The sequence below is a fragment of the Candidatus Pelagibacter communis genome, assembly GCF_012932795.1.
In the GTDB taxonomy this organism is placed as follows: domain Bacteria; phylum Pseudomonadota; class Alphaproteobacteria; order Pelagibacterales; family Pelagibacteraceae; genus Pelagibacter; species Pelagibacter ubique_S.
Map to the genome: position 1 here is coordinate 474,691 of NZ_LANA01000002.1, position 19,880 is coordinate 494,570.

At 27.9% G+C, this 19,880-nt stretch carries 25 protein-coding genes; 10 read left to right on the top strand and 15 right to left on the bottom strand.

What is annotated here, in order from left to right:
• Positions 1 to 14: 14 nt before the first annotated feature.
• The 12 genes from VP91_RS06635 to VP91_RS06685 all read right to left on the bottom strand — a co-directional run bounded on the left by VP91_RS06635 (position 15) and on the right by VP91_RS06685 (position 10,191).
• Complete coding sequence (locus VP91_RS06635; RefSeq protein ID WP_169036658.1) at positions 15 to 1,037, bottom strand: STELLO glycosyltransferase family protein; 1,023 nt, start codon at positions 1,035 to 1,037, stop codon at positions 15 to 17.
• Between the two features lie 60 nt (positions 1,038 to 1,097).
• Positions 1,098 to 1,223: a hypothetical protein gene (locus VP91_RS06970; protein WP_282434689.1), complete on the bottom strand. Its 126-nt coding sequence runs from the start codon at positions 1,221 to 1,223 to the stop codon at positions 1,098 to 1,100.
• A gap of 86 nt (positions 1,224 to 1,309) precedes the next feature.
• Positions 1,310 to 1,660 carry a hypothetical protein gene (locus VP91_RS06640; RefSeq protein ID WP_169036659.1) on the bottom strand — a complete coding sequence of 117 codons (351 nt, stop codon included), beginning with the start codon at positions 1,658 to 1,660 and terminating at the stop codon, positions 1,310 to 1,312.
• A gap of 18 nt (positions 1,661 to 1,678) precedes the next feature.
• Positions 1,679 to 3,538, bottom strand: coding sequence for an adenylyl-sulfate reductase subunit alpha (aprA, locus tag VP91_RS06645; RefSeq protein WP_169036660.1), 1,860 nt, complete (start codon positions 3,536 to 3,538; stop codon positions 1,679 to 1,681).
• Entirely contained in the window at positions 3,538 to 4,008 is a 471-nt protein-coding gene (gene aprB / locus VP91_RS06650) for an adenylyl-sulfate reductase subunit beta (RefSeq protein WP_169036661.1), read from the bottom strand. Before aprB ends, aprA begins: the two co-directional genes overlap by 1 nt.
• A gap of 18 nt (positions 4,009 to 4,026) precedes the next feature.
• Complete coding sequence (locus VP91_RS06655) at positions 4,027 to 4,827, bottom strand: adenylyl-sulfate reductase (RefSeq protein ID WP_169036662.1); 801 nt, start codon at positions 4,825 to 4,827, stop codon at positions 4,027 to 4,029.
• Positions 4,828 to 4,935: 108 nt separating this feature from the next.
• Positions 4,936 to 5,334 carry an HIT family protein gene (locus VP91_RS06660; protein ID WP_169036663.1) on the bottom strand — a complete coding sequence of 133 codons (399 nt, stop codon included), beginning with the start codon at positions 5,332 to 5,334 and terminating at the stop codon, positions 4,936 to 4,938.
• 9 nt (positions 5,335 to 5,343) lie between these two features.
• The gene (locus tag VP91_RS06665) at positions 5,344 to 6,114 is read right to left on the bottom strand and encodes an aminotransferase class IV (RefSeq protein WP_169036664.1); all 771 of its coding nucleotides are present in this window, start codon (positions 6,112 to 6,114) and stop codon (positions 5,344 to 5,346) included.
• A complete protein-coding gene (locus VP91_RS06670) occupies positions 6,077 to 6,634 on the bottom strand; it encodes an aminodeoxychorismate/anthranilate synthase component II (protein ID WP_169036665.1) in 558 nt (185 codons plus the stop codon). The genes VP91_RS06665 and VP91_RS06670 overlap by 38 nt, the downstream gene beginning before the upstream one ends.
• A complete protein-coding gene (locus tag VP91_RS06675) occupies positions 6,631 to 7,794 on the bottom strand; it encodes a chorismate-binding protein (RefSeq protein WP_169036666.1) in 1,164 nt (387 codons plus the stop codon). Before VP91_RS06675 ends, VP91_RS06670 begins: the two co-directional genes overlap by 4 nt.
• A 4-nt stretch (positions 7,795 to 7,798) precedes the next feature.
• Positions 7,799 to 9,019: an MFS transporter gene (locus VP91_RS06680; protein WP_169036667.1), complete on the bottom strand. Its 1,221-nt coding sequence runs from the start codon at positions 9,017 to 9,019 to the stop codon at positions 7,799 to 7,801.
• Positions 9,016 to 10,191, bottom strand: coding sequence for a trans-sulfuration enzyme family protein (locus tag VP91_RS06685; protein WP_169036668.1), 1,176 nt, complete (start codon positions 10,189 to 10,191; stop codon positions 9,016 to 9,018). The genes VP91_RS06680 and VP91_RS06685 overlap by 4 nt, the downstream gene beginning before the upstream one ends.
• A 165-nt stretch (positions 10,192 to 10,356) precedes the next feature.
• Here VP91_RS06685 and VP91_RS06690 point away from each other — a divergent pair, with 165 nt between their 5' ends.
• Genes VP91_RS06690 through VP91_RS06705 form a run of 4 tightly spaced genes read left to right on the top strand, consistent with a single transcriptional unit; the run spans position 10,357 to position 14,066 of the window.
• A complete protein-coding gene (locus VP91_RS06690) occupies positions 10,357 to 11,070 on the top strand; it encodes a hypothetical protein (RefSeq protein WP_169036669.1) in 714 nt (237 codons plus the stop codon).
• Entirely contained in the window at positions 11,067 to 11,273 is a 207-nt protein-coding gene (locus VP91_RS06695) for a hypothetical protein (RefSeq protein WP_169036670.1), read from the top strand. Before VP91_RS06690 ends, VP91_RS06695 begins: the two co-directional genes overlap by 4 nt.
• A 2-nt stretch (positions 11,274 to 11,275) precedes the next feature.
• Positions 11,276 to 12,667 carry a 50S ribosomal protein L11 methyltransferase gene (locus tag VP91_RS07000; RefSeq protein ID WP_169036671.1) on the top strand — a complete coding sequence of 464 codons (1,392 nt, stop codon included), beginning with the start codon at positions 11,276 to 11,278 and terminating at the stop codon, positions 12,665 to 12,667.
• Entirely contained in the window at positions 12,648 to 14,066 is a 1,419-nt protein-coding gene (locus VP91_RS06705) for a hypothetical protein (protein ID WP_169036672.1), read from the top strand. Before VP91_RS07000 ends, VP91_RS06705 begins: the two co-directional genes overlap by 20 nt.
• Here VP91_RS06705 and mnmA read toward each other — a convergent pair.
• Positions 14,063 to 15,181 (bottom strand): tRNA 2-thiouridine(34) synthase MnmA, encoded by a 1,119-nt coding sequence (gene mnmA, locus VP91_RS06710; RefSeq protein ID WP_169036673.1) that lies wholly within the window; start codon positions 15,179 to 15,181, stop codon positions 14,063 to 14,065. The genes VP91_RS06705 and mnmA overlap by 4 nt on opposite strands.
• A gap of 42 nt (positions 15,182 to 15,223) precedes the next feature.
• On the opposite strand from mnmA, the gene VP91_RS06715 reads away from it, so the two are divergent.
• Positions 15,224 to 15,394, top strand: a complete 171-nt coding sequence (locus tag VP91_RS06715; protein ID WP_169036674.1) for a DUF3553 domain-containing protein — start codon at positions 15,224 to 15,226, stop codon at positions 15,392 to 15,394.
• On the top strand, positions 15,391 to 16,161 hold the full coding sequence (locus VP91_RS06720) for a 3'(2'),5'-bisphosphate nucleotidase CysQ family protein (protein ID WP_169036675.1): 771 nt from the start codon (positions 15,391 to 15,393) through the stop codon (positions 16,159 to 16,161). Before VP91_RS06715 ends, VP91_RS06720 begins: the two co-directional genes overlap by 4 nt.
• A gap of 131 nt (positions 16,162 to 16,292) precedes the next feature.
• Here VP91_RS06720 and VP91_RS06725 read toward each other — a convergent pair whose 3' ends face one another.
• Positions 16,293 to 16,847: a regulatory protein RecX gene (locus VP91_RS06725; protein WP_169036676.1), complete on the bottom strand. Its 555-nt coding sequence runs from the start codon at positions 16,845 to 16,847 to the stop codon at positions 16,293 to 16,295.
• A gap of 37 nt (positions 16,848 to 16,884) precedes the next feature.
• Between VP91_RS06725 and VP91_RS06730 the strand changes: the two genes are divergently transcribed.
• Positions 16,885 to 17,358, top strand: a complete 474-nt coding sequence (locus VP91_RS06730; RefSeq protein WP_169036677.1) for an ABA4-like family protein — start codon at positions 16,885 to 16,887, stop codon at positions 17,356 to 17,358.
• Positions 17,351 to 17,926, top strand: a complete 576-nt coding sequence (locus tag VP91_RS06735; protein WP_169036678.1) for a 2-hydroxychromene-2-carboxylate isomerase — start codon at positions 17,351 to 17,353, stop codon at positions 17,924 to 17,926. The genes VP91_RS06730 and VP91_RS06735 overlap by 8 nt, the downstream gene beginning before the upstream one ends.
• Before the next feature lies 1 nt (position 17,927).
• Here VP91_RS06735 and VP91_RS06740 read toward each other — a convergent pair whose 3' ends face one another.
• The gene (locus tag VP91_RS06740) at positions 17,928 to 18,311 is read right to left on the bottom strand and encodes a rhodanese-like domain-containing protein (RefSeq protein WP_169036679.1); all 384 of its coding nucleotides are present in this window, start codon (positions 18,309 to 18,311) and stop codon (positions 17,928 to 17,930) included.
• Between the two features lie 32 nt (positions 18,312 to 18,343).
• Here VP91_RS06740 and VP91_RS06745 point away from each other — a divergent pair, with 32 nt between their 5' ends.
• The gene (locus VP91_RS06745) at positions 18,344 to 19,336 is read left to right on the top strand and encodes a glycosyltransferase family 2 protein (RefSeq protein ID WP_211181521.1); all 993 of its coding nucleotides are present in this window, start codon (positions 18,344 to 18,346) and stop codon (positions 19,334 to 19,336) included.
• Entirely contained in the window at positions 19,336 to 19,872 is a 537-nt protein-coding gene (locus VP91_RS06750) for a histidine phosphatase family protein (protein ID WP_169036680.1), read from the top strand. The genes VP91_RS06745 and VP91_RS06750 overlap by 1 nt, the downstream gene beginning before the upstream one ends.
• The last annotated feature ends 8 nt before the right edge of the window (positions 19,873 to 19,880 follow it).

The window sequence follows — 19,880 nt, forward strand, 5'->3', positions numbered from 1 at the left end:
TAATAATATTACTACTATAGTTTATTTTTAGAAACTTTTTTTAAATCTATAAACCAGGCTTTTAATAATTTTAGTTCTTTTTTATTTATAAGATTTATGTGGATTAACTCTTTATAACATAAAATCATATTGTGTTTTATGTTTTTAATACCTGGCTTAAGATTTAATTTCATTAAACAGTTCATAATATTTAAATTGTTTTCATATCCACAAACCTCATCTTTGAAATCTTTCATTAGATCATGCTCATTTCTTTTTTGTACAACTGTGCTAGCATGAAATAAAACACTCCAACCACAAGTCCACGCTATTCTTTGAGCAATAAAAGACCTCCAAATATCAGTCATTCTAAAACTGCAAAAAGATGGTAAATACATTAAGGGATAAGCGTCTCTAAGCCATCCAGTATTTTGACTGTTAAATGGACAAATAGAACCAGCTCCTAAAGAAATACTCTTAGAAGAATTAAATTTTATTGGTAGTGCTCTTGTAAGTCGATAAATTGCATCCACATCAGGATTTTCATCAGCAAGTCCCTGTTGAATAGGGCATTTAATTTTTGAAAGTTTTAGTTTTTTAATAAGTGGCGTGTTAAGTTTTTCTAATGCAAAACCCCTGGGCCATATGTGCTTTTTGGTAAAAAATTTATAAACATTAACCCAACCATTTTTTTTTGAAATATAAGTTTTTTGTTTTGTTGTTTTTTTTATAGAAAAAAAATTTTTTAGTGGGATGTTATCATCATCAGTTTCAATAATTATTTCAGGTTTTTTTTTCATTGCTATTAAATACCCTAAATTTTTTCTTGCGTAATGATTTATAGGTAAAATCTTAGCTAAATTAAACTTCAAAGATTTTTGTTGTTGTAGAGAAAAATAATTAGCACCTTTTAATGAAAATTTTTGTGGGCTCTTTTTATCACCAACAATTATAAAATTGATATTTTCTTTTAATGAAATCTTAGCATATTTTCTTAATATATAATTTTTATTGGAAGCAATAGTTGTAATAACTAAAGCTGTTTTTTTTGGATACATTATTTATATGATTAATCTTTTATGAATTACAATCAAACTAAAAGTTTGATTTTATTAATTTTAATAAAATTGTATTAGGGTGCCAATAAGTATTATTATCCAGTAAGCTGAAAGACCAACAAATATACCCGTTTTTAATTTATTTTTTTTTAGCTCACTTGGTAAATTTTTAAGTAATTCTGGCATTATAAATTCTAATTAACACGAGGGCTGTATTTGTCAAATTATTACTTAAAAAAAGGTTAGAGAATTTCCTAATTTTTTTTTTGAAATTAATAAATCGTTGCTCCAAAGACTTTAACTTCATCTCCTTCAATACCTAAAACTAATCTTCCAAGAAATTCCCCTTCAATCTCTTTGCTTCTTTGCTTGAACAGTACGGTTATGTTTTGGCCCCTTCTTAAGCAGCCAAATGCCTCATAATCCTCTGCTAAACTGGTTAATAGCTTGTTGTTAGCCCATTGTTTTCCAAGCTCAACTTCGTTAGCTCCAAATAGCATTTGAGTTCCAAAATCTTTTGTAAAACCACCATAATCTTTCATATTTGAGGTCTTGACAAGATTATCCCAAATAGGGTTAGCAATTGCTATAATCTCATCATCAGATTTCTCTAATAAATTCATAATTTATGTTTAATTATTTTAAGAAGCTTTTCTCTTCTCGTTCTCATCAACTATATGGTAAACCGGCACTTTTTCTAGTGAGAATTTACCAGTCTTTGGATCTCGTCTAGAAACTGTTAAACAATGCCAGTTATCATCATCAAGTTTCATATGATCACCTCTATAATAATAACCAGGCCATCTAGTTTCTTCACGGAACATAGTGTGTTCAGTTACACACTGAGAAGTTAATGCTCTATGCTTTAATTCCCAGGCTCTCATTAATTGGTGCAAGTCTTCAGCACCTACTTTTTCTAGATCTTCTTCTAACCAAGCTAAAAGCTCTAAACCTCTTTTGAGCATATTACCATTAGTCATATAATTAGTTGCTATTCCCCCAACATACTCATCCATAATTCTTTGAAGACGTTGAAGTCCTTGAATTGGTGAAATATAACTTGGTGAAACTGTTCCACCTGTAATCTCATTTTGAGCAACTTGGTATATCTCAAGGGGTTTAAATATAGCAACTTTAAAATCTTCACATTGTTTATCTGAAACTTTAATACCTTCAGCTTTTTGGTCTTCTATATATTTAACAGCAGCTTTTGCAGCTAAACGACCTTCAGTAAATGATCCAGATGAAAACTTATGAGCACTTCCACCAACAGTATCACCTGCACCAAAAAGTCCATCAATTGTTAACATTCTATTATAACCCCAGAAATATTCTGGTGGAGATAAATCTTCAGGTCCACTAACCCAAGCTCCAGAACATGTGGCATGAGAACCCATAACATATGGTTCCGACGTAGTTAATTCAGGATTTGTGTATTTTGGATCAATATTTTGAGAAGCCCAAACAACAGCTTGACCAACAGTCATACCTAAGAAATTTTCCCAACCAACTGTTTCTAAATGTGGATCTTGAAAAGCTTCAGTAGTCACCATGTGAATTGGTCCACCACCCGCGATAGTTTCTTGAATAAATGCGTGGTTTCTTAAACATGTAGGAGTTGGATGGTGATCAATGTATTCACCAACTAATTCTTTAGTTTGATCATACCATTTCTTTTCATAATTTTCACCATTTGCATTTTGAGTATATGTTTTAAGATGCAAGAAGTATGCTCCAACTGGACCATAACCATCTTTAAATCTACATAACACAATTCTGTTTTCCATTTGTGTCATTTTAGCTCCAACAGCAATAGGTAATGCATATGCAGAACCATTACTCCATGGTGCATACCAAGTTCTTCCCATTCCTTCACCTACAGCTCTTGGTTTGAAAATATGTGACGCTCCACCTGCAGCAACAATAACTGTTTTTGATCTAAACACATGAAAATCACCAGTTCTCATATTGAAACCCACGGCTCCACCTACTCTGTTTTCTTGAGATTCATCCATTAAAAGATGAGTAATCATTATTCTATTATAAATTTTGTCAGCTGATTTTTTTGCAGCTTCTGCAACGATTGGCTTGTAACTTTCACCATGAATCATAATTTGCCATTTACCTTCTCTAAGGTAACGACCAGTTTTTTCATTTTTCATCATTGGTAATCCCCACTCGTCAAACATGTGAACAGTAGAGTCAACATGACGGGCCATATCATAACCTAAATCTTCTCTGACCATTCCCATTAAATCATTACGAGCGTATCTTACATGATCTTCTGGTTGGTTTTCACCCCACTGCATACCCATGTAACAGTTAATAGCATACAAACCTTGGGCTACTGCTCCACTTCTATCAATATTGGCTTTTTCAACACAAATAATTTTCATGTCTCTTCCCCAGTGTCTAGCTTCAAAAGTAGCACCAGTTCCAGCCATACCACCACCAACAACTAGAACATCGCAATCTTCATAATGTGTTTTATGTTTAGCCATTAGTAGTAAACTCCCTTTTTAAATGTTTCTTTTGGTACAGATGGTAGTTTACCATCAATATTTAAACCGTTAGGTTCTGTATAAAGCATTTGAGAATTAATCTCACCTTGGTTTGGTTTTTCACCTTCTGCTAATTTTGGAATAAACTTTCCCCATGGTTTCGTTGTAATTGGAGAAACAAAGTCTTTAGTTGTTCCATTTCTAAATTTAATTTTCCAAGAAATTGTTCCTTTTTCTTCTTCACGTCTAACTCTTACACTATGACCCATAGGAGCAAAGTCTGCGTAACCACGAACATCAATTGCATGATTAGGACAAGCTTTTACACATGAATAACATTCCCAACAAAAATTTGGTTCAATATTTACAGCTCTTCTAATATTCTCATCTATGTGCATGATATCTGACGGACAAATATCTACACAGTGACCACATCCATCACATCTCGTCATATATACAAAAGTTGACATATTATATTACCTCTTTCATTAATAGTGTTTAGGTTGTTCTCTTTTAATTCCTAGTCCAAATTGCTTAGGTGCTTCTGCTAATGGAGGAAGATTATCTCTAGATCCGTCTGCTTCTGCTAAGTTTTTTTGGATTGCTGCACCAGGTTTATAAAACATATGAGCAAATTTTGACCAATAAACGCCTCCAAATAAAGCAAGGTTTGAAACAATATATAAAATTAAGAATACTTTATCATCCCATCTATTTTCTAAACTCAAAGATTGAGTATAAGACCAAGCTAAACCAAATGTTGCACACGCCAATAATGTTAATACAAATAAGTCTGCCTTAATAATTCTATACCAAGGGTGAGCTTCAGCTAATACATCTACTCTTAAAAATAACCAAAACCAATAACCACCTACACAAGTCATGATTGCTCCTATATGCCACATCATTGGCCATAAAGTTGGTGTTGCTGTTTCAGAAGATGTGTAACAAAAAATCATCACAACTGAAGCAACCCAAAATAAAATAGTTCCCCACATTCCTAAAACGTGAGCTATTCTTCTTTTTCCAGCACCAAGTTCTGCTGTTGTTGCAATATCATGGACCACTGTTTTGGCAATTATTGTAGCTTTCTCACCTGTTCCAAGCTCTCTTTCAGCTGATAGTTTTGCTTTTTTTGCGTTATTAAAAAAGTAAGTAATATTTTTATGATGGATCATTTGAATAACAGTTCCAAAAAGTATTAATACCAACATTAGTAGAACAAAACCTTGAATAAGCACTGAAGGTACTGTTTCTGCTAACGCAGAATATGGATTTATAGACATCATATTGTTTACCCTTTTTAATAGAATCTCAAATTATTTCAAATGTTTCTAATATAGTTAAAATAATAGATCAACTTTATTATGCTGGTTACTTTGTCATTTAATTACAACCTAAGATTTACGTTTATAATGTTGTTTTAGAGGAATTACTGATCTAACTCCACCTTGTGGATTCTCAACATCGCCTTCTCTTCTAGGTATTAAGTGAATATGACAATGAAAAACTGATTGTCCTGCTGATTTTCCTGCATTTGTACCAATATTAAAACCTTTAACTAGAGGATCTTTTAATAAAATTGATTCTTTAATTTTTTTAATAAGCTTGTTACAAGCAATAACTTCATCAGTAGATAATTCGAAATAATCTTTAACATGACGCTTTGGAATGATCAAACAGTGAAGTTCTGAAACTGGATAAGTATCATAGCTTGCATAAGCAAGAAGGTTTTCATCAGCAAGACCACTCTCATTAATATTACAAAATAAACATGGATTATTTGGATCTCTCATAATTAGTTTCTATCTATAAATTGGGGTATTTAAAATTTCATTTTTATAAAAATTAAATAGTATTTTATAATATTTAAGACTTTTTCTACTCCATTTGATCTCTTTAATAGTTTCAACTGAAGTAACAGCTTTTCCAGAACCTATCAGTAAGATTTCATCATAATTAGATAAAGTATTAACTAAAATTTCTTTATTATAAATTTTACCTAATTTTTTTTTAAAAAAATTATAAGTAACCCCTATGTAAACTTGCCTTGAGGGAGAATATATTTTATTATTTTTTATAAAGAATATATTAGAAGTTCCGCTTTCCAATATCTTTTTTCCAAAACATAAAGCAATATCAGAGGTAGTATTATCCATTTTTGATAAATGTTTTATTATTAATTTATATTTAAGGTTTTTAAGTTCGGGGTCAATTCTTTTATAATTTATTAATTTTAAATTAAATTTTAACTTGGGAGTTTTTCTATCCCTTAAAGATACTGAAATTATATTTTTATTAACAGCGACTCTAAGCAGATGATTATAAGATTTATTTTTATCAATATTTAATTTGATCAATTTAAAAATATTTTTTTCAAGATTGACCTTATTCAATTTATAAACTTTTAATGATTTAATTAAATTGTTAATATGTTTTTTAAAAAAAATAATTTTAGCTGGTTTTCCCAAAATTCGCATTGTGGTGAATACACCTTTGTCGCCCCAAAGATCCTTAAATTTGACTTCTTTGAGTGTTTTATGCTGATAAGATTTTTTTAATAAGTAAGTTACCATTTTCAGTTAAAAAAGATTCTGGGTGAAATTGAAAGCCGTATACCTTTTCTTTATTATTTTCTATTGCCATTGCTGTATTTGAAATAGCACACCTCATTGTAATTTCAAAATTCTTTGCAGTAAAAGGCTCTTTTAATTTTAAAGAATGATATCTACCAACTTTAAATTTATGATTTTTTTTGAATAGTGATTTTTTGCTGGTAACTTTTATTTGAGATTGATACCCATGATAGATTTTGTTTTGTTCAATTATTTTGCCTTTTTCACAGTATAAAATTTGTTGAAAACCTAGGCATATACCAATAATTTTTTTTTTACCCTTAAACTTTTTGTAAATATTTGAAGTAATTGGATAATTTTTAGGAGCACCTGGACCTGGTGACAGAACAATCACGTCTGCATTATTTAACTTATTTTCATTAATCTCATTATAATTATTACAAACCACATTATCAAAACTTTCAAATTGATGAACTACATTGTGGGTAAATGAGTCTTGATGATCAATAATATAAATCATTTATAAAGATCTATTAAAGCTTTTGCTTTGATATAATTTTCATTAAATTCATGTTTGGCATTGCTGTCAATTACCACCCCAGATGCAACTGATATTTCTGATCTATTTTTATAATTTAAGATTGCTCTAATTATTATATTAAATCTCATATCCCCATTAAATTTAATATAACCAAAACTGCCAGTATAAATGTTTCTACTTTCTTTTTCTTGATTATTAAGCAAATTAAGGGTGCTTATCTTAGGGCAGCCTATCACCGAACCACCTGGCATCATTGCTTTTATAATATCTAAGGAAGAAATGTTATTTTTAATTTTACCACTTATTAAGCTAACATAATGATAAAGGTCTTTATATTCTTCAATAATCTTCTTTTTTAATATTTTTACGGTTCCAGACTTACAAATCTTGGATAAATCACTTCTTTCCATATCTACAATCATATTATGTTCTTTAGTTTCTTTTAGATTTTTTCTAAAAAAAGCTAAAGCTTTAGTTTTATCAAGTTTTGGTGTTTTCTTTAAGGTGCCAGCTATAGGCTTTGTGGTTATGAAATCATTTTTTTTATTTATTAAATTTTCAGGCGAACAACTTATTATAGAATAATTTTTATCTTTAATCATGAAAGCTTCTGGAGCCACGTTTGTTTTTACAAGTCTACAAAAAAAATCTAAAGCATCAATTTTTGCTTTATTGCTATATTTTGTACAAACCTTAATTTGATAAGTTTCACCAGATTTAATTTTCTTTTTAAATTTATCAAAGATAACCTTGTAAGATGCTTTATTTATATTTATTTTAAAAGGCTTATTAGACTTAATTAATTCTAAATTTTTATAATCTAACTTGTTTTGAAGTTTTATTTTTGTCTCTGGTTTGTAAAATATGCCTTTTGGAAATTTTAAACCTTTTTGTTTTTTTACCTTAACTCCTATTAAGTTATTTAAAATCTCATAACCAAAAAAACCTATAAAAATATCGGTCTCTTTTTTTTTAAACTTAAATTGTGTAGCCTTATTAATAAAGTTTTTAATATTACTATTAGTTAGAATAATTTTTTTAGAAAAATCTGTATATAAATCAAAACCTTTATCTGATTTATAAATTATAAAAGACTTGTTTAATTTAGCTATTTTTTTTAAGTGATTTATTTTAGTCAATTTTTTAAACAGTTTGCAGTCGTTTAACTTGATTTTCTTTTATTGGTAAATGTATCAAACCAGCAAAAATTGATAATGCGATAGAAACGTACCAAGCATAGTCATAAGATCCATAAACTTCTTTAAATACTCCTCCAAGATAGGCACCAAAAAATGAGCCTACTTGATGACTTAAGAAAACTATTCCATAAAGTAAACCCATATATTTTGTACCAAATATAAAACCTACTATTCCTGCAGTTGGAGGTACAGTTGCTAACCATAAAAATCCAAAAGCGATTCCAAATAGCACAGCTAAAGTTGGGCTTGGAGGTAAAAATATAAATAATGCTATTACAACTCCTCTCATAAAATAAATAAAACTAAGAACAAACTTTTTTGGGTATTTAGTTGAAAGATAACCAGATGTGAGTGTTCCAAAAATATTAAATAAACCAATCATAGATAACAATGTTGCTGCACACCATCCTGGTAAACCTTTATCATTTAAATATTCAGGTATATGAGTTGCTACCAAAGTTATGTGCCAACCACATACAAAAAAACCTAGCGTCAAATAAATAAAACTTTTGTTGTTAAAAGCTTCTTTTAGCGCCTCCATAGTAGTTTGTTTATCGTCTACTATCCCTCCAACAACATTTTTAGGTGTTGTAAGTAAAAAAGCTAAAAATAAACCAATAACTAAAAAAATAGAAAAAAATAATAAAGTATCTGACCATCCATATTCAACTAAAGACATTCTTGTAAACAATGGAGAAACGAAATACCCAAATGAACCAGCTGCTGTGACTATACCAGAGGCTATTGTTCTATTAGAAGATGGAAAATGCTTTGATACAACAGAAACGGGAATACTTACAGCCGTAGCACCTAGACCAATACCAATTAAAATTCCCATATTCATAATAAAATAAAAACCTTTATTAAAACCTGAGTATAAAAGTAAAATACCCAAAAGATAAAAAGCAAAACCTATAAATACAGCAACATGACCTCCATACTTGTCAGTAACAATTCCAAACCAAGGACCAAATAAACCCCATAAAAACATTTGAAGACCTATCGCAAAACTAAACTGTCTTAGTGTTATTTGTAAATCTAATTCAAAATCAAAATAAAACATTCCAAAAGTTTGTCTTATTCCAAGAGATATTATTACTATTAAACTAGCTGCAATTAGGGTGACTAATGCCTTTTTATTTTTGATGAATTTTTTCGAATTCATTTGATATATTTTAAGGATTTTTTTAAATCTGTAATTAGATCTTTTGGATCCTCTAAGCCAATATGTAGTCTTACTAAATGTTCATCTTTAGCTAATTTTAAATATTGTCTGTTACCTTGTTCTCGCTTGTCTTGATATAAAGCCAGGCTTTCAAAACCACCCCAACTATATCCATAACCAAACAACTTTAAAGAATTAACAAACTTAATTACAGAATTTTTATTTTTTGATTTGATCTTAAGTCCCATCAGTCCTGATGCACCAGAATAGTATTTTTTCCACATGCTAAAATTAAAAGAATCTTTTTTATGTGGATACAAAAGTTTTATATTCTTATATTTAGAAATGAACTCAGAGACTTCTTTTGCACTTTTTTCGTGTTTATCTAATCTAACATCAAGAGTTCTCAATCCTCTAGTAATTAAGTAAGCATCATCAGGTCCCAATCTTAAGCCAGTAATTTTATTTGCTTTATCAACTTCTTTGAAAACTTTTTTATTAACAGCAAGACTTCCACCCATCACATCCGAGTGTCCAGAATAATATTTGGTAGCTGATACAATTGACATATCAAAGCCTAATTTAATTGGTTTTAAAAAATAAGGAGTTCCCCAAGTATTGTCTATAGCAGTTAAAACTTTATTCTTTTTTGCAATTGATATTATCTTACCTAAATCTTGAAAGTCAAAAGAGTTACTGCCAGGATTTTCAACAAATATTAATTTTGTTTTTTTTGTTATATTTTTTTCTAAAGTTTTTAAATCATGTGGATCATAAAAAGTTGTTTTGATTTTAAATTCTTTTAAAAAATTTTCTGTTAATATTCTTGTTGGTGAGTAAGTAGGATCAGCTACAATTATTTCATCACCAGGTCGGACAACACTAAAGATCGCAAGAAAAACTGATCCAAATCCTGTTGGTGTTAAAAATACATGAAAAGACTCCTCCATCTTTTTCAATATTTGAGAAAGAATATGAGTTGTAGATGTCCCTTGTCGTCCGTAATCAAAATGACCTCCTGTAGGATCTTTTTTTGACTTATCCTGCATTTTTCTAATATCTTGCATAGACTTAAAGATAATAGTTGATGCTCTTACTACAGGGGGGTTAACTGACTGATTATGGTAATCTTTTGCAGTATGTTTAAGAAAAGTCTTGAATGATTTTGTCATAAAAAATTTGATAAGTTAATAGGACAATGCTATATCCCTCGAATTACGTCAATAAAATTATATATAGGATAAAATGGGTTACCCAAAAAAACATAGAGGCCGTAGAAAACAAGGCTCTAAAAAAAGAAGAGCTAAAAGAAAAAATAAGAAAAAATAGTTCTGTTAATGGATAACATTTTAAAAGTTAAATCCATTAGCATCTGGATATTTTTGATACCTTTCATTTCAGTAAATACTTGTCTTGTATTAATTACAGAGTTTCAATGGCTTTTTCCAAATCAAGAAGATATAATTCATAATACCTTCCCTTATTTTGATGGTGGGGCCTCCATAAGTAGAACTGTTAGACCTTATCCAACATGGTTAATTTTTAAACCTGCAATGTTTCTAACTTCATTTTTGCTAATCAGATATTGGTATTTAAATAAAGGTATTATTTTGAACTGTGATAAAAATAATAAACATACTAAAAAATTTGTTTTTTTTGGAGTAGGTTCCGCATTAACTTTAATAGTTCATTCAATATTTTTAGGAATAGAGTTTGATAATAATCTCTATAAATTATTTAGAAGACTTGTTATGCTAATTTTTATTATTTTTGAAGTTGCTGCGCAGGCTTATTTAATTTCAGCATTGTATTCTTATAAAGATAAATTACTTAATTTTATCAATTTTAATATATTAAAATTAAAGTTAATATTAGTTTCGACATTAATAGTGGTTGCAATAATTGCCGTGCCAATAATTAGTTGGCCTGGAAATACATTTAAATTTGTAAAACATGCTCTTGAATGGGACTACTTTTTGGGAGTTATTACTTTCTATTTATTAACTTATTTTATGTGGAAAAAAAGTATATATAATGAAAAAGATTTATGAATAAAATTTTAATTATAACATTTTTTTTTACTTTTTTATTAAATAATAAAGCGTTTGCTTATCTGGACCCTGGAACTGGAAGTATAATCTTACAATCAATCTTAGGAGCAATAGCAGCTGGCGCATCTTATTGTGCAATATATTGGAAAAAAATTAAAAATTTTTTTAATAAAAATTTAAGAAAAAAAGATAATAAAGATTAATCGTGGAATTATTAAAAAATCCTGGCTCATTTAGAGATCCATCAGGTCAAGTCTATAAATATAATAATAGAATAATAAGAATTGTTAAAAAATTTGGTAAAAATAGGTATGAATTTATCAAAGAACAAAATTTAATAAAAGAAAGTATAGATAGTGATTTTTTAATTAATACTGAAGAAATAGAAGATGAATTTACAAACTTCAAATCAAAAGATTTTTGTTATTTTTTAGAACACGAAAAACTAGACTATATTTCATATCCATATGAATGGGGATTTCAACAACTTAAGGATGCTGCTTTACACCATTTAAATTTTCAAATTTTTTTATTAGAGCGAAATGCAATTTTAATTGATAGTTCAGCTTTTAATATCCAATTTAAAAACAATAAACCAATTTTTATAGATGTGCTATCTATCGACAAATATGTGGAAGGTGAATATTGGAAAGGCCATTCACAATTTTTACAACAATTTTTAAATCCGCTATTATTAAGGTCATTAAAAGGAATTTCTTTCAATGATTGGTATAAAGGAAATTTAGATGGTATTAAAACAACTGAGCTTAATAGTCTATTGAACTTAAAAGATAAACTTTCATTTAATGTATTTTTCTCTGTAGTTCTTTTGTCCAAATTGGAAATGAAAAATACAAGAAACCCTAAAGCTGCTTTAAAAAAAATTAATGAAAAAAAACCTTTATCAAAAAATTCATACAGAGGGCTTTTGATACAATTAAAAAATTGGATTAAAAAATTAACTCCTCTCAAAACAAAAACAGAATGGGACAGTTATTCAATTTCTAATACCTACGAAAAAGAACAGGAAAATAAAAAAATTCAAGTAATTAAAAAATTTTCAAATAAGATTAAACCTAATTTGATGGCAGATATAGGATGCAACGATGGTTTATATAGTTTTGAAAGTTTAAAAGCAGGATGTAAAAAAGCTGTAGGTTTTGATATTGATATAAATGCAATTGATAGAGCTTATAAAAATTCTTTAGAAAATAATTTTAATTTTTTACCCTTATATTTTAATGCCACAAATCCAAGTGCAAAACTTGGTTGGTATGAAAAAGAAAGAGAAAGTTTTATTGATAGGCTAAATTTTGATGCTGTAATTGCTTTAGCATTTGAACATCATTTAGCTTTAGGACAAAATATTCCACTTGAAGATACTGTAAGTTGGATTATGAAAATTGCCAAAAATGGTTTAATTGAATATGTTGAAAAAACTGATGAGACAGTCAAAAGAATGCTGTCTTTGAAAGGTGACATTTTTCCAAATTATAACCAGAACAACTTTGAGAAAAATATATTATTAAATGGGAAGATTGTAGATAAGACAATTATTAGCAAAACAAGGGTTATCTATGAGTTTGAGACAAACTAATTTATTAATATTTCTCTCTTTTTTTCCAGTTTTTGTATTTAAGTCCAACTTAAATAATACTGAAATATTTGGCTCTATCATAATTTTTACTCTTCCTATTTTGTTGCTAAATATTTTTTTTGTTAAAAATTATATTTTAAATAATTCATTTTTAAAAATTTATTATTCTTTAATTATTGCTTTTGGAATAGATAATAATATTGGCCTTTGGAACGGTATTATATCTCCATTTAAATATTTTTTAATGGGAATATTTAATATTATATATGTTCCAGGATTTATTTTATTAATTGTTTTAACACTGCTTATATTTGTAATTATCTCAAAGGCAGATAAAAGGTTTTATAGTGTTATTTTAATTTTTATATCTGTACTCTTTGTTTTTAAAATTTTCGATCAAACAAAATCTTATAAAAACATTCCTTCATTTGTTAAAAAAGTAGATAATAATTATAAAAAAACTGAGCTAGTAATTATTTTAGATGAAATGTCTGGTATTAATAGTTTTGAAAGTTTAAGTAATGATGGTGTTGAATTCAACATTTTAGCTAAAAAATTTTTTAAAAAATATAATTTTGAGTTTTATACAAATGCTAAAACAATAGAAGCAAGTACAGTTTTATCTCTATCGGCATTGCTAAATTATTCAAATAATACAAAAATAAGAAATGTGGTTAATACTTCAAAAAATTATTTTATTGGTTATAATTTAACTAAAAGTTTATTCTTTAAAAAATTTAACAATATTTCAATTTTTCAATCAGAGCATCTCAATTTTTGTAACTTTAAAAACATTTCTAAGTGTGATGCATATAACCCATTCAATAAAAATGAGTATTTAACAGGATATAAAGATACACCATTAACTAAAATTATTTCTTTATGGAAAATAAATGGCTCGATTTCTTCAGTATTTATATGGAGAATATTTAGAGAATTAAGAATAATAGACAGCAATCTGGAACCTGAAGGACACAAGGCAAATTTTCAACATCTATTTAATAAAATCAATAAAGATATTGAATCTGAAAAGTTTGATCTTATTTTTGTCCACACTTTAGTTCCTCACAAACCTTATGGATTTAATAAAAATTGCACATACGATGGTTCCTTATCAACCAAGAATTACTACTATTCTACTGCTAAACATGTAGAGCAGCATAACGTAGAGAGAAAATGCGTTTTGATATATTTAGATAAGTTTTTAGAAAAATTAGCCAACAACAATAAGATTGACTCTATTAATTTAACAATCTTATCAGATCATGGCTCACGTATTACAAAGAAAGATAATAGCTCGTTATCAACTATCTATGCTTACAGGGATAACAACACTAATTATAAAGAAATTGAAGAGAAGATTTATATTCAAGAAATATTTTCTAATAAGTTTAATTAATCTTTTTTTATCCATCCACCACCTAAAACTTTATATCCTAAGTTATTCTTTAAATAAAAAACACATGCTTGTCCTGGTGATATTCCATACTCTTCTTCTAATAAATTAACATTTGCAAATGGTTTTTGAATAGTAATCTTAGCTTTGATTAGCCTTCCAGTAGATCTTACCTTTACAAATAATTCTTTTGTAAAATCGTTTTGATCATTTGTTATTATATTTAAATCTTTTAAATTAATTTGAGTTTTAACAAGGCATTTTTTATCACCTACAATAATTTCATTTCGATCTGCGATTATTTTTATTACATACAGTGGCTTTTTATTTGAAATTCCGATTCCTTTTCTTTGGCCAATTGTATAGTTAATAATTCCATCGTGAGTACCTATTACTTCACCCTTCATATTTTTTATATTACCCTTGCTAAAAGAATTAGGTTTAAATTTTTCTATTACTGAAGCGTAGTCACCATTTGGTACAAAGCATATATCTTGGCTATCAGGTTTATCTGCAACATTAAGATCAAGTTCTCGTGCAATATTTCTTGTCTGATCTTTTAAAAAACCTCCTAAAGGAAACCTTAAAAAATTAAGTTGATCTTTTGTAGTATTAAACAAAAAATAACTTTGATCTCTATTTAAATCAATTCCACGATACATATCTGTATTATTATTTTCTGTAACACTTTTAATATAGTGTCCTGTGACTAAAGCATCAGCTTTTAATCTTTTAGCCTCTTCAAATAAATCTGTAAATTTTACTGTTTTATTACATTGAACACACGGAATCGGTGTTTCTCCATTTAAATAACTATCAATAAAATTATCAATTACACCTTCTTTAAATTTATTTTGGAAATAAAGAATTTTATGCTCAATCTTTAATTTATCAGCAACACGCTTGGCATCCATAATATCTTGGCCAGCACAACACTGTTTTGAGGAAGCTATTTCTTTACTATCATTATAAAGTTTTAAAGTTATACCAATAACATTGTAGCCTTCCTTCTTCATCATGGCAGCTACAGTTGAAGAGTCTACTCCACCTGACATTGCTACAACAACTAAAGTATCTTTTGGTTTTTTTGCTATTCCAATTGAATTCAATTTTGTCATATATAATGATATTTATTAGTATATTAGATATAAGTAAATTAAATGATTTTAGATTATGAACCAGGGGACAAAGTCTCCAATCCCAACAATAAAGACTGGGGAACTGGACAGGTACAATCAATAATTAACGGTAAAGTTACTGTAAATTTTGAAAATGCTGGAAAAAAAGTTATTAACTCAAGAATAATTCAGCTAGAAAAACTAAAAAAATGAATTTTGAAGAAAAAAAAAAAATCACACTTACACTTATACGGACTTTTAATAAGGCAAGCCAGTTAGCTTTAAACTTAAGAAAGGCTGGCTTAAAGAAGGAAATTAAGTCAGACAATACTCCTGTTAGCAATGGTGATATTGAGGTTAATAAAATTTTAACCAGTAAGATCCAGCAAATAACTCCAAACATTACTATTATTTCTGAAGAGAGCACAAATCATAAAAAGGATAATAATTTACATAATTTTTGGTTAATTGATCCAATAGATGGTACTAGAGATTATATTAATAATCGAGACGAATTTACTTTAAATGCTGCTTTGATAATAGATAGAAAGCCAGCGATTGGGATAATTGCAGCTCCAGCAAAGAAAAGAATTTTTTATTCTTATGGTTTATCAAGTAGCTATGAACTTATTGATGGTACGGAAGTTTCTTTAATAAATGAAAAAAAAAAATATGAAGGAATAAAAGCTGTAAGTTATTCAAATGAATTAAAACCAGAAATTTTAGAAATTTATAAAAGATATAAGATTATCTCACATCAAAAGATGAAAAGTTCCTTAAAATTTTGTGTTATTGCTGCTGGTGAGTTTGATATGTATGTGGCCGAACCAAGAGCTTGTGAATGGGATATAGCTGCTGGACACGCAATATTAGAACACGCAGGTGGAAAAATAACTGATTTCAATGGTAATGAAATTTTATATGGTAAGCCTGAATTTAAAAACCCAAGTTTAATTTTAAAGAATAAAAATATACTTTAATGGATGAACAGCTAAGAATAATCTTAATTATAATAGTCTCTGTATCTATTTTTGGTTTGTTAGTTTTTGTATTTGTAAAGAACTATATAAGAAATATAGTTAATCATTTGGCAAAAAAAGAGAAAAAAAAATCAAAGTAGCTTAATAATTTTTAAATATTCTACTTGATCAATATCCATTATTCTTTTTGAAGTTTCAAAATCAAAACCATTTCTTGCAAGAAGAGAAATATCTTTTTTATAAAATAAAGGTCTATTATCTTCAGCTCTGGCAGGTCCTATTCTTTTTTTCTTACATATTTTAATTCCTGAAAAAAAATCTTGATCTGAGTTATCTTCTTTAATTTTCTCCAGTGTTTCTTTAATATAGATATCGTTAATTCCTTTACCCATTAAATAATTTCTAATCTTATTTATGGAGCTACCTTTTTGAATTAAGCTACGTGACTTACTTTCTGAATAAAACTTATCGCTAATGAATTTACTTTTTTCAAGATCTACTAAAACGATATCTATAAGATCAGTGATATCTTGTTTTTTTACATTAGGAACATTAGCTTTAAGGTATTTTTTCAGTAAATAAGTTCGTAACTGCTGTTTAGAAGGGGCATATTTTTCAATATAGGCAAAAGAAAAGTTTCGCATCTCATCCATTGTAACTTCTAATGTTTTTTTTCTATTTCTCATGGGAATCATGTTATCTTGTAATATAATACACTAAAAAATGATTGAGCAAATTTATACATACTTTACTATAGAGATGATTTTTATGTGGTTAAACCTTGGAGTTTTGCCATTTTGGTTAGTATTAATAATTTTTCCTCAATCACAGATTTGTAGAGTTTTTATTGCATCAATTTTTCCAATTTTAATTTTAAGTCTTGTTTATGGTTATTTGCTCTATTTATTTTTCAATGAAGGTTACGATTTTATTGGAAATTTTGAACTCTATCTTGGCTTAAATGCTGTTAGTAATTTATTTACAGATAAGTCTTTTACAATTTTATTTTGGTTACATTTTTTAGCAATAAATTTGTTTTGTGGTGGCTGGATTGTTAAAGATTCTCAAAAATTTGGGATCAATAAAATCTTAGTATCCTTTCCACTTTTAATAACATATTTTATTGGACCGATTGGATTAACTCTTTATTGGATTATAAGAATTTTTTATGCCAAAAGAATTAATCTATATGACTAAGCAAATAGATTTCTATTTTGATTTCATAAGTCCCTATTCTTACCTAGCACACTTAAAAATTAAACAAATTAAAAATATTAATTTTAATTATAAACCAGTTCTAGTAGGTGGTCTGCATAATCTACAGGGTATTACAGCACCAGCTTTTATTAAACCCAAACTAAAACATATGATAAGCGATTGTGATTTAATCGCAAAAAAAGATAAGTTTGATTTTATTTGGAATTCTAAATTTCCTATTAACTCTCTCAATATTATGCGTGGTTATCTTTTTATCATCAATGAAAATAAAAATTTATATCTAAATTTAATTTTTGATGCTTATTGGAAAGATAATCTTGATATTTCTAATGAAGAAGTGTTAAAAACACTCCTTAAAAAATGTAGAACTGATTCAGATAGCTTCTTTGAAGGTGTTAAAGATCCTAGAATTAAAGATGAATTAAAAAATATTACTCAAGAAGCGCATGACAAAGAAATATTTGGCACGCCTACATTTGTTGTTAATAATAAAATCTTTTGGGGGCAAGATAGATTAGATTTTGCTTTAGATGAATATAATAAATAGTTTAAACTATTTTAAAATCACTTTGACTTATCGCTGCAAAGCCACCATCGATGTGTGATACTTTCTCAAATCCCATTTCTTTTAAAGACTTAGCTGCAAGAGCAGATCTTAATCCACCAGCACAAAATAAAATCATTTTTTTATTCATATCAATTTTGCCACTTTTAAAATAAGGACCTTCAGGATCTAACCAAAACTCTAACATTCCACGAGGGATGTGATTTGAGTTTTCAATTCTACCTGTTTTATCCAGTTCACCCTTTTCTCTAATATCAATTAAGGTACATTCACCCTCATTAGATAGTTTAAATGCTTCTTCTACACTAATAGTTTTAACTTCACTTAATGCTTCAGAGACTAGAGTTTGTGATGATTTAATAGGCATAATATTGTAAAAATTTAATCATAAACAATTATATGAAAAAAAGCATTATAAAAAGACTATTTATTAAACTCTCAAGATTTTTGGGATACGAGATAATTGACCAAAATGACTTTAGCTCACCTACCCTTCAAAAAGAATTAAACGAAGATCTTTCAATTATAAATAAAAAATCAATTATTTTACCACTGGGCGAAGTAAAAATTACGAAAAAAGTTAATTCTGTAATGATTATATTTAGAACTAATACTGATGTTGAGATATGGGATCAAAATAAAAAAAGATTATTTGAAGAGCTCAAAATTGAGTATTCTTTAAGAGCTTTAAAATCATTAATAAGGTCAGTTAATTTTTCTAAAACTAAGTATCCAGACATTAAATTTAAGACAGTAATTGTTGATGATAAATCTAGAAAAGAAAATTTAGATAAGTTGAAGGAGCTTATAGATGGAAGTGGTTTGGATATAGGTATTACTCCTTTAGACTGTGAAAAATACAAAGATACAATCAAACAACAAAAAAATGATCAAACCTTTTCGAATTTAGCAAGTTTACTTCAGTCATTTGAATTGGGCAAAGAACATGGTGAAGATTTAATTTTCTTTGTTGAGGATGATTATTTACATTTTGAACCTATGATAGAAGAAATGATAGCATCGTACGAAAGAATTGCTTCACAAGTTAATAGTGATATTTTCATGTGCCCTGCTGATTATCCATATCTTTATATGAATAATGAAAAAACAAATATTCTAATTGGAAATAAAAGACACTGGAGAACAATCAATCAAACCTTGTGCACATTCATGACTACAAAATCTTTATTAGATAAGTATTGGGATAACTTTTATAATACATGTTTAGATAGGAACGATCCTTTTGAAAAATATTTAAATGAAATCTATAAAAAAGAATTTTGTATTTCACCTTTAAAGAGTCTCTCATTACATCTAACGAATGTAAATTCTAGTTATGGGCTATCACCTTTTATAGATTATAAAAAACTTTGGGATGAAAATGAGTCCTAATGATAAAAAATTTTATTATTTTTACTTTTATAGTTTTTTCAACACCTATTAACTCTCAAGAAAAGTTAATTGATTTATTAAAAGATGGGAATAAACTTATCTTTATTAGACATGCTTATGCACCTGGTAATGGTGATCCAACAAATTTTAAATTAAATGATTGTTCAACTCAAAGAAATTTAAATAATGAAGGTATTATTCAATCAAAAAAGATTGGTCAATTTTTTTCAAGAAATAAAATTCAAGTAGATAAAGTTTTGTCTAGCGAATGGTGTAGATGTAAAGACACTGCAAGATTTGCTTTTAATAAATACTCTACTTTTGATGCTCTTAACTCTTTTTATGATCCTAGATTTAAAATCAATAAAAATAAACAAATATATGATTTAAAAAATTATATTAACAATTGGAAGAGTGAGAAGAATTTAGTTTTAATAACACATTTTGTTGTTATTTCAGAAATTCTTAAAGTGGGCGCCAACTCTGGCGAAATAATAATTTCTGATAAAGATTTTAATATAATCGGCCGCTACTAAATAGGCCC

Bases quoted from the DNA above. Each gene is read 5' to 3' on its own strand.
- VP91_RS06715 (WP_169036674.1), top strand. From the start codon at position 15,224: ATGATTTTAGATTATGAACCAGGGGACAAAGTCTCCAATCCCAACAAT.
- VP91_RS06670 (WP_169036665.1), bottom strand. From the start codon at position 6,634: ATGATTTATATTATTGATCATCAAGACTCATTTACCCACAATGTAGTT.
- VP91_RS06750 (WP_169036680.1), top strand. From the start codon at position 19,336: ATGATAAAAAATTTTATTATTTTTACTTTTATAGTTTTTTCAACACCT.
- VP91_RS06680 (WP_169036667.1), bottom strand. From the start codon at position 9,019: ATGAATTCGAAAAAATTCATCAAAAATAAAAAGGCATTAGTCACCCTA.
- VP91_RS06655 (WP_169036662.1), bottom strand. From the start codon at position 4,827: ATGATGTCTATAAATCCATATTCTGCGTTAGCAGAAACAGTACCTTCA.
- aprB (WP_169036661.1), bottom strand. From the start codon at position 4,008: ATGTCAACTTTTGTATATATGACGAGATGTGATGGATGTGGTCACTGT.
- VP91_RS06665 (WP_169036664.1), bottom strand. From the start codon at position 6,114: ATGGTAACTTACTTATTAAAAAAATCTTATCAGCATAAAACACTCAAA.
- VP91_RS06725 (WP_169036676.1), bottom strand. From the start codon at position 16,847: ATGAGAAATAGAAAAAAAACATTAGAAGTTACAATGGATGAGATGCGA.
- aprA (WP_169036660.1), bottom strand. From the start codon at position 3,538: ATGGCTAAACATAAAACACATTATGAAGATTGCGATGTTCTAGTTGTT.
- VP91_RS06735 (WP_169036678.1), top strand. From the start codon at position 17,351: ATGACTAAGCAAATAGATTTCTATTTTGATTTCATAAGTCCCTATTCT.
- VP91_RS06695 (WP_169036670.1), top strand. From the start codon at position 11,067: ATGAATAAAATTTTAATTATAACATTTTTTTTTACTTTTTTATTAAAT.
- VP91_RS06685 (WP_169036668.1), bottom strand. From the start codon at position 10,191: ATGACAAAATCATTCAAGACTTTTCTTAAACATACTGCAAAAGATTAC.
- VP91_RS06705 (WP_169036672.1), top strand. From the start codon at position 12,648: ATGAGTTTGAGACAAACTAATTTATTAATATTTCTCTCTTTTTTTCCA.
- mnmA (WP_169036673.1), bottom strand. From the start codon at position 15,181: ATGACAAAATTGAATTCAATTGGAATAGCAAAAAAACCAAAAGATACT.
- VP91_RS06720 (WP_169036675.1), top strand. From the start codon at position 15,391: ATGAATTTTGAAGAAAAAAAAAAAATCACACTTACACTTATACGGACT.
- VP91_RS06740 (WP_169036679.1), bottom strand. From the start codon at position 18,311: ATGCCTATTAAATCATCACAAACTCTAGTCTCTGAAGCATTAAGTGAA.
- VP91_RS06690 (WP_169036669.1), top strand. From the start codon at position 10,357: ATGGATAACATTTTAAAAGTTAAATCCATTAGCATCTGGATATTTTTG.
- VP91_RS06635 (WP_169036658.1), bottom strand. From the start codon at position 1,037: ATGTATCCAAAAAAAACAGCTTTAGTTATTACAACTATTGCTTCCAAT.
- VP91_RS06640 (WP_169036659.1), bottom strand. From the start codon at position 1,660: ATGAATTTATTAGAGAAATCTGATGATGAGATTATAGCAATTGCTAAC.
- VP91_RS06730 (WP_169036677.1), top strand. From the start codon at position 16,885: ATGATTGAGCAAATTTATACATACTTTACTATAGAGATGATTTTTATG.
- VP91_RS06970 (WP_282434689.1), bottom strand. From the start codon at position 1,223: ATGCCAGAATTACTTAAAAATTTACCAAGTGAGCTAAAAAAAAATAAA.
- VP91_RS06745 (WP_211181521.1), top strand. From the start codon at position 18,344: ATGAAAAAAAGCATTATAAAAAGACTATTTATTAAACTCTCAAGATTT.
- VP91_RS06660 (WP_169036663.1), bottom strand. From the start codon at position 5,334: ATGAGAGATCCAAATAATCCATGTTTATTTTGTAATATTAATGAGAGT.